12 protein-coding genes are annotated in these 12,116 nt (G+C 51.1%); all 12 read left to right on the forward strand.

The features are described 5' to 3' along the window. The first annotated feature begins 13 nt into the window (after nucleotides 1-13). The 12 genes from CF651_RS13700 to CF651_RS13755 all read left to right on the forward strand — a co-directional run bounded on the left by CF651_RS13700 (nucleotide 14) and on the right by CF651_RS13755 (nucleotide 11,992). A complete protein-coding gene (locus CF651_RS13700) occupies nucleotides 14-853 on the forward strand; it encodes a carbohydrate ABC transporter permease (RefSeq protein ID WP_179232805.1) in 840 nt (279 codons plus the stop codon). 23 nt (nucleotides 854-876) lie between these two features. Next, a complete protein-coding gene (locus CF651_RS13705; RefSeq protein WP_218827845.1) occupies nucleotides 877-1,551 on the forward strand; it encodes a DUF4867 family protein in 675 nt (224 codons plus the stop codon). A gap of 12 nt (nucleotides 1,552-1,563) precedes the next feature. Beyond that, complete coding sequence (locus CF651_RS13710; RefSeq protein ID WP_094015430.1) at nucleotides 1,564-3,612, forward strand: alpha-glucosidase; 2,049 nt, start codon at nucleotides 1,564-1,566, stop codon at nucleotides 3,610-3,612. Between the two features lie 50 nt (nucleotides 3,613-3,662). Then, a complete protein-coding gene (sftI, locus tag CF651_RS13715) occupies nucleotides 3,663-5,003 on the forward strand; it encodes a sulfoquinovose isomerase (RefSeq protein ID WP_094015431.1) in 1,341 nt (446 codons plus the stop codon). An 18-nt stretch (nucleotides 5,004-5,021) separates the two neighbouring features. After that, nucleotides 5,022-6,218 (forward strand): diphosphate--fructose-6-phosphate 1-phosphotransferase, encoded by a 1,197-nt coding sequence (locus tag CF651_RS13720; protein WP_179232806.1) that lies wholly within the window; start codon nucleotides 5,022-5,024, stop codon nucleotides 6,216-6,218. Further along, a complete protein-coding gene (locus CF651_RS13725; protein WP_094015433.1) occupies nucleotides 6,175-6,924 on the forward strand; it encodes a GntR family transcriptional regulator in 750 nt (249 codons plus the stop codon). Before CF651_RS13720 ends, CF651_RS13725 begins: the two co-directional genes overlap by 44 nt. Before the next feature lie 11 nt (nucleotides 6,925-6,935). Then, complete coding sequence (locus tag CF651_RS13730) at nucleotides 6,936-7,802, forward strand: class II fructose-bisphosphate aldolase (protein WP_094015434.1); 867 nt, start codon at nucleotides 6,936-6,938, stop codon at nucleotides 7,800-7,802. Nucleotides 7,803-7,845: 43 nt separating this feature from the next. After that, nucleotides 7,846-9,276, forward strand: a complete 1,431-nt coding sequence (locus tag CF651_RS13735; RefSeq protein ID WP_218827846.1) for an aldehyde dehydrogenase family protein — start codon at nucleotides 7,846-7,848, stop codon at nucleotides 9,274-9,276. Nucleotides 9,277-9,313: 37 nt separating this feature from the next. Further along, nucleotides 9,314-10,303 carry a bile acid:sodium symporter family protein gene (locus CF651_RS13740; protein WP_094015436.1) on the forward strand — a complete coding sequence of 330 codons (990 nt, stop codon included), beginning with the start codon at nucleotides 9,314-9,316 and terminating at the stop codon, nucleotides 10,301-10,303. Nucleotides 10,304-10,479: 176 nt separating this feature from the next. Continuing rightward, on the forward strand, nucleotides 10,480-10,908 hold the full coding sequence (locus tag CF651_RS13745; RefSeq protein WP_094015437.1) for a MarR family winged helix-turn-helix transcriptional regulator: 429 nt from the start codon (nucleotides 10,480-10,482) through the stop codon (nucleotides 10,906-10,908). Between the two features lie 101 nt (nucleotides 10,909-11,009). Beyond that, nucleotides 11,010-11,657, forward strand: a complete 648-nt coding sequence (locus tag CF651_RS13750; protein ID WP_094015438.1) for a nitroreductase family protein — start codon at nucleotides 11,010-11,012, stop codon at nucleotides 11,655-11,657. 38 nt (nucleotides 11,658-11,695) lie between these two features. Next, nucleotides 11,696-11,992 (forward strand): putative quinol monooxygenase, encoded by a 297-nt coding sequence (locus tag CF651_RS13755; RefSeq protein ID WP_094015439.1) that lies wholly within the window; start codon nucleotides 11,696-11,698, stop codon nucleotides 11,990-11,992. Nucleotides 11,993-12,116 lie beyond the last annotated feature (124 nt).

Genomic DNA, 12,116 nt, shown 5'->3' on the forward strand with positions numbered 1-12,116 from the left:
GGATGAACCACCAATGAATCAGCTAAGCAAGGAAACAGTGGCGGGGAGTTTAATGAAACGGACGATTCTCCTCGTATACGCAGCAGCCATCGTGCTGCCGTTATTGATTATTGTGTTTGCATCCTTCAAGGGTACGAATGAGCTGTTCAAGAATCCGATCGGGCTGCCAGTGAACTTTTCCTTCAGTAATTATCTCAATATGATGAAAGAGCAATCGATGGGGGATTATTTTCTAAACAGTGTGATCGTGACTGGCTCGACGATCTTTCTCGTCTTGTTCTTCTCCAGCTTGCTATCGTATGCCATGTATCGCTTTACCGGCTGGAAGGGTGTCCTGCTGTACGGACTATTCGCCGCAGGGATGATGGTTCCCCCCCAGGTCAATATGATTCCGATCTATACTTTGGTCGCGAAGCTGGGACTCACAAATTCGTTAGTCGGTCTGATCGCCGTGTCCGCATCGGTTTTTATGCCGGTTGCCGTTTTTATTCTTGCCGGATTCATGAAGTCCGTGCCCAAAGAAATGATTGAAGCGGCTGCGATCGATGGCGCCAATGAATGGCGGGTATACTATCAGGTCGTCCTGCCGATTACGCTTCCTTCCTTGTCCGCGTCAGCTATTTTTTTGAGCGTCATGGTATGGAACGATCTGTTGTATCCGTTATTGTTTATTAACTCGAATAGCAAAAAAACGCTGCCGCTGGCTTTGCTCCAGTTCCAGGGAGAGTATTTGACCAACTATCCGATGATTTTCGCAGGGGTCATTATCGCCTCCGCACCGATGGTCATTGCCTATGTGTTTTTGCAAAGATATTTTGTTGCCGGTGTGACGGCTGGCTCCGTGAAAGGCTGATCGAAACAGAGAGGGAGAGATACATGAAAGAGAGAATGACCGAGCTTCAAGGCTTAAATCCGCATTTGGCACTGTTCTCTGTACAGAACGAAGCCTTTCGCCCATATGGCAGGATTCTGAAGGGCTATGATTTTAATGAAGTGATGCAGCAGATGGAACAAACCGACATTCCCGCAGAGGGGAACGTCTACCTGACTTCTGTGAAGCAGTTGGAGCAAACGGCTATTAAAGGCCAGCTGCAGCAGCATGTATACGGCGGCATGGAGATTCAGCTCGGCTATTGCAATGGGAGAAACTCCAATCTGAATGGTCTGGAATACCACAAAGGCAGTGAAATTAATGTCGCAGTGACGGACCTGGTCCTTCTATTAGGGAAAGTACAGGATATCCGGGACAATAAGTACTCGACTGAACATATACAAGCGTTTTTTATTCCGCAAGGAACGGCTGTGGAGCTGTACTCAACGACGCTGCATTTTGCCCCTTGCAAGGTGACGGATGACGGGTTCAAATGCATCGTTGTTCTGCCGAAAGGCACGAATGAACCGCTGGAGCACAAGAGCGAAGCCATCACAGAGGAAGATGAGCTGCTGTTTATGACCAATAAATGGCTGCTGGCCCATCCGGAGAGGAAAATTCTGATCGATCGGGGTGCATATCCCGGGATTGTTGGAGATAACATTGTGATGATGTATTAAGGAGGAAATGGCGTGCGGGATCAAGCGACACAAGAAAGCCGGTTTCAGTTTACGAAGCTGGAGGACGGATTTGAGATCACGCTCCGGGGGGACGTGTTGCTCAGGCATACTTCAGCCCAGCCATTGCTATTTGCCGGTTACGGTGAAGAAACGATGGAGATGTACCGGGGAAATTTCGATATCCGTGATTATGTGATTGAGCGTATAGCTTTGCGTTATGCGGAGACGGAAGTGACGGAGCAATCGATACGGATCACCTTTTCAAATGTAAAGAATGGCGAGCCTTATATCACGCTGGAGGTGAAGCAGGGACTTCGCGACCTGCAGATCGATTTCATACAAGCGAATGCTGCATTGAACCGTTTGTGGTTCCGGCTTCAGGCGGATGCGGAAGAGAAAGTGTATGGCTGCGGCGAGCAAATGTCCCATTTGAACCTGCGGGGCAAAAATTTTCCTCTGTGGACGTCCGAGCCCGGGGTCGGCAGAAACAAGAAGACCTATGTGACCTGGCAGGCGGATGTGATCGACAAAGCCGGGGGCGATTATTATACGACCAATTACCCGGAGCCTACGTTTGTCTCCAGCCGGAAGTACATGTGCCATGTGGAAACAACGGCTTATGCGGACTTTGATTTCAGACAGCCACAGTATCATGAGCTCCAAATGTGGGAGGTGCCATCAAGCATTGTGATCGAAACGGCCGAATCGTTCCTGGAGCTGACAAGTCGTATCTCCGATCGCTTCGGACGTCAACCGGAGCTCCCCGACTGGACTTATAACGGGATATGGCTGGGGATTCAAGGCGGCACGGCTGTGGTGGAGAAGAAGCTGGAGCATGTGCTTTCCAAAGGGCTGAAGGTCGGCGGCGTCTGGTGTCAGGATTGGCAGGGCAAACGAATCACGTCGTTCGGTAAACGGCTGATGTGGAACTGGCGCTGGAATCCGCAGGAATATCCGGGCCTGGATCGCAAAATGCAGGAGTGGAAGCAGCAGGGCATCCGTTTTCTCGGTTATATTAACCCTTATGTAGCCGTGGAGGGGGATTTGTTCCAAACGGCCAAAACGAACGGTTACCTGGCTTTAACGGAGCAGGGGGAAGTGTATTTGGTCGATTTCGGCGAGTTTTACTGCGGCGTGGTCGATTTCACGAATCCGGAAGCCAACGAATGGTATAAGGGAGTTATTAAGGAAAATTTGATCGGGTTCGGACTCGACGGCTGGATGGCCGACTTCGGCGAATATTTGCCGATTGACCTGGTGCTGCATAATCGCAAGCCGGCAAAATTAATGCATAACGCTTGGCCTGTCTTATGGGCGAAGGTGAATTATGAGGCTGTGGAAGAGTCCGGGAAATTAGGCGAAGTTGTGTACTTCATGAGAGCGGGCTACAGCGGTATTCAACAATATTGCACGCTGCTTTGGGCTGGGGATCAGAGCGTGGATTGGTCGCTCGACGACGGTCTCGCCTCGGTGATTCCCGCTGCGTTATCCTCCGGCTTGCTTGGCAATGGTCTGCACCACAGCGATATTGGGGGCTACACAAGCCTGCATGGTAATAAACGAAGCAAAGAGCTGTTTATGCGCTGGGCGGAGATGTGCGCCTTTACTCCTGTGATGCGAACGCACGAGGGGAATCGGCCTTACGATTGCTGGCAGTTCGACAGTGACGACGAGACGCTGGAGCATTTGGTCCGGATGACGGACATTTATGCAGCGTTGTCTCCTTATACAAGGGAGCTTGTCCGCATTAATGCGGAACAAGGCATACCGGTACAGCGTCCGCTGTTCATGCACTATGAGCATGATATACGCTCCTACGATATCCAATACCAATATATGTACGGGCCTGATCTTCTTGTGGCTCCGGTTTATCAGGAGAACCAATCCGCCTGGTCGGTCTACCTTCCAAAGGATGAATGGGTTCATCTATGGACAGGGGAATCGTATCCTGGTGGCGGCGAAGTGGAGGTTGCCGCACCGCTCGGCTGCCCGCCCGTCTTTTACCGGAAGTCTTCAAGCTATGCCGAATTGTTCCGGTCCGCAGCCGGAATTCAAGGCTAGTCTCTAACGAGATGTGAACTTTATTCCATGATAAGAGGTGCCCTACACTTATGCTGACAACATCGCTTTTATACTTACCTATCGGCCGTAAAACGTTTGACATGACGGCGGCCGAGCCGATCTGGGCGGAAACGTCTGCAATATTGAAGGAGCAATATGAGACAGTTTATGAGCCTGCCGGTATCATTACTTCCATAGACGAGTTGGAGGCGTTCCTCCAAACGTTGGAAGGCAAAGCCGTTGACTCCATTGTGTACCAAAGCGTGACCTTCGCCGACGGCGAATTCGCCGTGAAGGTGTTGGACTACTTCAAGGCTCCTTTCATCGTATGGTCCGTACGTGAGCCGAGTGTTGGCGGACGGCTTCGCCTGAATTCCTTAACCGGTGGCAACAGCACGAGCAACGTATTGAAAAATCACAGCCATCCCTTTGCATTTGTGTTCGGCAATCCGTCCGAGGCCAAATTGCAGCAGCGATTGAAGCTGCAGCTTCAGGTCAACGGTGTGATTCGAAAGCTGCAGGAGCTTTCGATCGGAGTGGTCGGCGAACACCCGCCGGGCTTCTTTTTCTCCGATGCGGATGCGGTGGAGCTAAAGGACACGCTTGGCGTCCAGCTGCACTCGCTGAATTTGCATCAAGCCTTTAAAGAGTGTGCGGAGGTTGAGGAGGAGCGCTGGATCCAAGCGGTAGAACGGGCGGAACAGCAGGTCGTCGGCCTGAACCGAACCGATGAAACCGTTAAAAAATTTGCGCAATTTTATACGTATCTTCAGCAGTATATCAACGAGCATCGGATTCAAGCGTTAGCAGTTCGCTGCTGGCCGGATTTCTTCGTCGAGCTTGGCGCTGCAGCGTGCTCAACGTTATCTCAGTTCACGGAATGCGGTGTCGTGTCTTCCTGCGAATCGGATATCCACGGTTCGATCTCGATGTATATTTTGCAGGAATTAAGTCAGGGGCAAGCCCCGTACCTGGGAGATATGGTGCATGTGAACGAAGACCGCAACTCGGTCGTCTTCTGGCACTGTGGAGCGGGGGCATATTCCTTGGCTCACCCGTCTACGGGTGCTCAAGCAGGGGTTCATCCGAACCGCAAGATGGGCTTTACGATGGATTTCGGCCTGAAGCCGGGCGGGGTGACGATCTTCCGCGTCAGCCATACGCCGGACGGCTACCGGCTGCTCGTCATGAAGGGCGAAGCGTTGGACGCAGCGCAGCCGTTCAGCGGTACCTCCGTCGAAGTGAAGCTGCCTCATGATGTTTCGGATACGCTGGTCGAGCTGATGAATGAAGGTTTTGAGCCGCATTTCGCTCTTGTCTATGAGGATGTTGCCGATGCCTTAATCGAACTGGGCCGACAGCTTGGCATTCATACAATTGCTTACGTTTGATTAGGGAGGATGAACAGGATGCATAAAATTGCCGTCGGGCAAGCCGGAGGGCCAACCGCTGTTATCAATGCGAGTCTGGTAGGCTTTGTAGACGGTTTGCCCGAGAACGTGGAGTTATACGGGGTCATGAACGGGTATCAAGGCCTGGTTCTGAATGAGATGGAACGCTTCGACAGGTCTTCTCTGGAATGGCTTAAGCAGCATAGGGGCGTTCCGGGGGCGTGTCTTGGCTCAGGCAGATATGCCTTCACTTCGGATTTGATCGTGACAGCAGTGCTGAATTTAAAGGCCAGAGATATTCACACACTGGTTTTTATCGGGGGCAATGGCACGATGGCTGCTCTTCAGAAGATGAGCGAGGCGGCCGCGTCCATGAATTATGAACTGCAGACGATAGGCATTCCGAAGACGGTCGACAATGATCTGTCCGCTACGGACCACGCCCCGGGGTATGCCAGCGCAGCGCATTTTGTGTCCATGTCGGTAAGGGATATCAACAAGGATTTGGAAGCGATGCGTAATTTCGAGCAGGTTCGCATCATCGAAACGATGGGCCGCAATGCAGGCTGGCTGGCGATGGCGGCCGGATTGCACAAAACCTGCGATGGGGATGGCCCTCATATGATCTGCATTCCGGAGCTGGCAGTGGCCAAGGAGCCGTTTGTCCGGCAGGTTCAAAACATCGTGAAGGATAACGGGATCGCCACGATTGTCGTCAGCGAAGGGGTAGCCTTTGAAGGCGGCTCTCAGGTGCAGCGGGAAGTGGTGAATGGAAGAGCCGTTCTCGGGGGCATCTCCACCGAAATGGAGCAATTGCTCCGTTCCGAGCTTGGCTTGAATGTGAGATCCGAAAATTTGGGCATGAACCAGCGCAGCGCCATGTGGGCGGTTTCGAGCCGGGATCATCAGGAAGCTTATGAGGTAGGGAAGCAAGCGGCCCTGTACTTGGAAAAAGGATACTCCAATGTCATGATTAGTATACAAAGAAGCGACGCAATAGGATATAATTATGACTTAAAGAGTGTGCCCCTTGAACAAGTCTTTATTCTGGGCGAACGCATGCTGCCTGAAACGTTTATATCGAACCCTGCTGATTTTTATTCGTGGCTGGAGCCTCTGATTGGAGATCAAGTCAGAAGATATCCTCCGGCATGGAAAAGGAGAAAACCACATGACCTCAAATACCATAAACTCGAATTCGGTCGATCCCAATAAGAACATTGCGCTGTATCAGCAAGTAAAGGATGCGCTCCTTAAGTTTATCCATACGCAGGTATGGAGACCCAATACATTGATTCCTACGGAGCAAGAGCTTATGGACACCTTCAAGGTGAGCCGGACGACAATTCGTCAAGCGATCAATATGCTGGTTCAAGAGGGGCTGCTGGAGAAGCGTCAAGGCAAAGGGACAATCGTACTGCCGCTGAAGCTGGTAGGAAACCTGGGAAGGCTGCGCGGGTTCGCTGAAGAAGTGATGGAGCGAGGTCTGGTTCCGAATTCGCAGCTCATCCGCGCGGAGTTTACGACGATCCTGAATTTTGAGAAGAGCATGCTGCAGGTTCCGGAGAATGAGAAGGTGCTGCTGATCGAGCGCATCCGATTCGCCAACGATACCCCCATAGCGCTGGAGCGCAGCTGCTGGCCCGAGAAAATCGGTCAGATTCTCATGAAATATGATTTGAATTCGGCACGGTACTACGAAATTCTTGAGAGCAATAATATTTTCCTGAAGCAGGCCAATGAGAAAATATCCGCGATTAACGCTACCTTGCATGAAGCCGATCTGCTTGGCATTCGCGGAGGCGAAGCATTGCTGGAGATGACCCGTCTAAGCTTCGGTATTGATGGTCATCCAATGGAGTATACACGCACGAAGTTTAGAAGCGATCAGTACAGCTACGATATAGAACTTACACGATAGGGGAGAAAGCTATGCGGTTTATTTCCGGTAAAGACATGTTGGACAAAGCTTGGAAGGAAGGATATGCCGTCGGCGCCTTCAGCGCTCATAATGCAGAGAGCATTCAAGCTATTCTGATGGCGGCGGAGGCCGAGCAAGCTCCGGTTATGATTCAAGTAGGCCAAAGAGTGATCCACTATATGGGGCTCGAAGCGATGAAAGTGATGATTGATACGTTTGCGAAGCATACGAACGTTCCGGTTTGTATCCATCTTGATCACAGCCGTCAGTATCAACAGACAATGAGTGCGATTCAACTAGGCTTTCAATCCGTGATGTTCGACGGGTCGTCGCTTTCTTTTGAGGAAAATGCTTCGATTACCCGGAAGGTTGTTGAAGCCGCAAGGGCTCTCCATATCGGTTCCGAAGGAGAAATAGGCAAAATCGGCGGTACCGAGGACGACATTACGGTCGATGAAGAGGATGCCATGATTACAACTGTGGACGATGCGGTCCGTTTCGTAGAGGCGACGGATGTCGATTACTTGGCTGTTTCGATCGGTACAGCCCACGGGATGTATAAGAAGCCGCCGAAGCTTGCATTGGAGCGTCTCCAGGAAATTACCGATGCGGTCAAGCGTCCAATTGTGCTGCATGGCGGATCGGATGTACCGGATGAGCAAATCCAGCAGGCGATTCCGCGGGGCATTGCCAAGATCAATGTGGATACCGAGCTGAGACAAGCGTTTACTCAAGGGATGCTGGATGTGCTGCTGAAGGATCAAGAGGAATATCATTTGGCGGTTTCCTTGGGCCGTGGAAGACAATTCATGCAGGCGAAGGTGCAGGAAAAAATCAGGTTATTTGGAAGCTCGGGCCGTGCCCAAGATTTTAGATAATGATTAAGTTTAAACATCGTGACGTTACTATAAATACGAGGTGATGAATGTGAGCGTGAAGCAAGCTTACGGATTATTTATAAATGGAGAATGGGAACAAACCGAACGGACGATGGCGGTACTCGATAAGTACAGCCTATCCGAAGCAGCTGCCATTTCGGTGGCCGAGCAGCAGCACGTTGCCCGAGCCGTTGAAAGCGCGCATGCTGCACAAAAATCGCCCTTTTCACCTAACGAACGTTACAAAGTGCTGATGCGTGTGGCCCAGCTTCTTCAGGAGCAAAGAGAACAATTCGCTGCTCTACTGGTAAGCGAAGTTGGCAAACCGATTCGGGAAGCCCGCGGCGAAGTCGATCGAGCCATTCAGACGATGATCATTTCCGCAGAAGAAGCCAAGCGTATTCATGGGGAAGGGGTTCCGGTGGAAGCCGCTCAAGGCTCCGAGAACCGGATGGCCTTTACAATCCGGGTTCCTGTCGGTGTCATCGCCGCCATTACTCCGTTTAATGTGCCGCTTAATCTCGTCTGCCACAAAATTTGTCCGGCGCTTGCCGCGGGCAACAGTGTGGTGCTGAAGCCGTCGGAGGTAACGCCGCTTGTCGCTTTGCGTTTGGCGGAGCTTTTCCACCAAGCCGGCTTGCCGAAGGGACGCCTGAATGTGCTTACCGGAGACGGTGCCGAAATCGGTACTTGGCTCTTGGACAATCCGAAGGTGCGCATGTTCTCATTTACTGGCAGTGTACGTGTAGGAGAAATCATCCGCCGCCAAGCGGGCATTCGCAAGGTCGCGCTGGAGCTCGGCAATAACTCGGCAACGATCGTTCATAAGGATTGCGATCTGGATCAAGCGGCGGAGCTGATAGCTATGAAAAGCTTTAACAATTCGGGCCAGGTATGTATTTCCGTACAGCGCGTTTATGTGCATGAAGACGTGCTGCCGCTGTTCCTGGAGAAGCTGAAAGCGAGAACCGAACGGTTGGTTGTCGGCAATCCGCTTGAGGAAGCGACGGATATCGGACCGATGATTAGCGTACGAGAAGCGGAGCGGGTCGAGAGCTGGGTTCATGAAGCGGTGGAGCAGGGAGCTGAACTGGTGCTGGGCGGCGAGCGAAGCGGCGCTTTTTATCGCCCGACCATTTTGACTCAAGTGCAGCCATCGATGAAGGTGTGCTCGCAGGAAGTGTTCGGTCCTGTCGTTGCAGTAGACACCTATAGCGAAATGGATGAGGTTATTGCCAAGGTCAACGATTCGGAATACGGTTTGCAGGCAGGCTTGTTCACGAACGATTTGAAATTTGCGATGAAAGCGGCCAAAGAGATTGAGGTCGGCGGCTTGATCATCAATGACGGGTCGGCTTACCGGGTTGACCATATGCCGTACGGCGGAGTGAAAAACAGCGGAACGGGTAAAGAAGGACCGGTGTACGCCATTGAGGAAATGACCGAAGAACGCATTATAGTTATGAATCTATAAAAGCTGAAGGGTACCCTATTGCAAGGGGAACATCACCATGGGAATATTACGAACAACGAATACTTTGCTGGAAAAATGGATTTACCTTCTCATGCCTTCGATTATGGTCTTAGGTATGACGATCGGGGGAAGCCTCGCACCATGGACGGCTTGGACGTCGTTTCTGTTTATGCTGCTGACGTTCCTTTCCTCATTGAACGCGGACTATCGCAAATTCGTCCATGTGATCAGGAAACCGGCACTTCTGCTGACTTTTCTGATATTCGCTCACTTGGTCATTCCGTGGACCGTTTTTCAAATGAGCAGCCGTCTGTTCTTTGGCCAAGCGGAGCTAGCCGCGGGAATCACGTTATCAACGCTGCTTCCGCTCGGTGTGACCTCTATTTTCTGGGTGGCGTATAACAAAGGCAACGTGGAAACCACGTTGTCTCTGGTGTCCATCGACACGATTCTGAGCCCGCTCATCGTACCGTTGACCTTATCACTCATCTTGAGCTCCCAAGTCCAGCTTCAGACCGAAGCGCTGATTGTGAGCTTATTCAAGCTCGTATTAATTCCTACGGTTGCAGGTATGCTGGTTGGGGAATATGTGAAAAAGAAAGAGGAACGGGTGTGGTTTAAGCCTGCCTCGGCACTTCTCGGTAAAGCATGCTTATATTTCATTGTTTTATTGAATGCCGCATCGATATCCGGGCAGCTCCACCTGATCCGCGATCATGTAGGGTCTATCATTGCCGCCGTATTCGGCACGATGGTGTTCGGCTATGTTGTCAACTTCGGGATTAGCAAGCTGTTCACGCAGGCGCATGAGGATCATATCGCCATTAGCTATTCGGGCGGCGTGCGCAATTATACGGTAGGTGTCGTGTTGGCGACCACTTTTTTTGAGCCTATCGTCGCTCTGCCGGTGCTGCTGGCGATGCTGCTGCAGCACCCGATGGCTCTGCTGTTTTACTATTTCTTTCGTTGGGTGCAGCGGAAAAACAGGCATGCGGAGAATGCAGCTAAGCAAGGGGCTGCATCTTAATGAAGCAGCAGGTGATGAGAGGAAGGAGTCAAGAGAGAGAGCCTGCCGGTTGGCAGGCTTTTCTTAAATTTCCTGTTCGCGGCCATTTGACATTCGGGACGTTTTGATTTATATTAATTGATGGGTCAACTATTGAGCTATCAACTAACGGGAATGTCCGGGTAAGGAGGGGTCCCTTGACCGATTCGAATAAACAAGAAGATCAAATTTTCGACTTGATTTATCGGCTTAATCTCCAGCTCAGTCCTAAATTTGAACGCTGTACGGGCATCAGTCCGTCACGGCTCAGCATTTTGCATCAGCTGTTTGAAGTCGACGAGGTTAGTCAAACGAGCCTCCAAAAAGAGGTCAACATCGACAGCGCGGCGATCACCCGGCATCTGAAGCAGCTGGAGGCTTCCGGGATGGTGCAAAGGCGCAATGATCCGACCGACAATCGGTTTACACTAGTCCGGCTTACCGATCAGGGTCGCAGCGAGATTGCAGCCTATAAAAAGGAGAAGCAGCAGTTTGTAGCGCAGCTGCTTCAAGATTTTAACGAGCAAGAGCGCAGTGATTTTCATGACATGCTCCGGCGTATGCTCGACAATCTTCAGCATTATTAAGCTTCGGTTAACCGAGGCATGAATCTTGATCTACCCGAAAGCAAGCGGCGGGCATTTTAGTAACCCGGCTCTTGGAATCTACAGCATAGGAGAGAGAACATATGAATCTTAACACCACCGTAGCAGCATCGAATGATTTCAAAGAGATCGTAACAGGACGCCGTTCCATCAAGCGGTATGACCCCAACGTGAAGATCAGCAGGGAAGAAATGAAGGAAATACTTACGGAAGCAACGCTTGCCCCTTCTTCGGTCAATATGCAGCCGTGGCGCTTTGTCGTGATCGACAGTCCGGAAGGGAAAGCGAAGCTGGCCCCGTTAGCCCGGTTCAATCAGACACAGGTCGATACCTCAGCAGCGGTCATCGCGGTATTCGGCGATATGAATAACTTTGACAATGCGGAAGAAATCTATTCAAAAGCGGTGGAGCTCGGCTACATGCCCGAGGACGTCAAAACGTCCAATATGAAATTCATTTCGAATTATTATGCACAGCTGACGCCGGAGATGATGAATGACATCATTCTCATTGATGCAGGCTTGGTTTCCATGCAGCTGATGCTGGTTGCAAGAGCACACGGCTACGATACGAATCCGATCGGCGGCTATGAGAAGGAACAGATCGCGGAAGCATTCGGCCTGGATAAGGACCGGTATGTTCCCGTCATGCTGATCTCGATTGGTAAAGCGGCAGACAGCGGATACCGCAGCGTCCGTCTTCCCATTGATAAGATCACCTTTTGGAAATAACCTGCATAACCATCAATGACATAAGGGAGACTTGAATTATGATTATTATCCATGCCAAATTATCCGTTCAAGAACAAAAGGAACAACAGTTTTTAGAGGAAATTCATGCTTTGATTGCCGAGTCCCGTGCGGAGAGCGGCAATATCTCGTACAGCCTGTTAAAGGACACCGAGCAGGATCACCTTTACACGATGGTGGAGGTTTGGAAGGACATGGCGGCTGTGGCCAGCCATAATGCAAGTCAGCATTTCGTATCGTTCGTAACCAAAGCGAAGGAGCTGCTGGCCGCGCCTCTGGCTGTGACTGCATTCGATGGTCAGCCTCTAAGCAAGTAAGCTTGCCCACATCAAGGAACCCTTGAGACCCGGTCACCGGGCTTCAAGGGTTTATTTTTGGTCGCTTAAATCGAACAGCAGATTGTATAAGTGGGGAGCCCTGTGAGGCATGGATGCAAATGGA

Origin of the sequence: Paenibacillus rigui, assembly GCF_002234615.1 — a bacterium.
Classification (GTDB): Bacteria; Bacillota; Bacilli; order Paenibacillales; family NBRC-103111; genus Paenibacillus_S; species Paenibacillus_S rigui.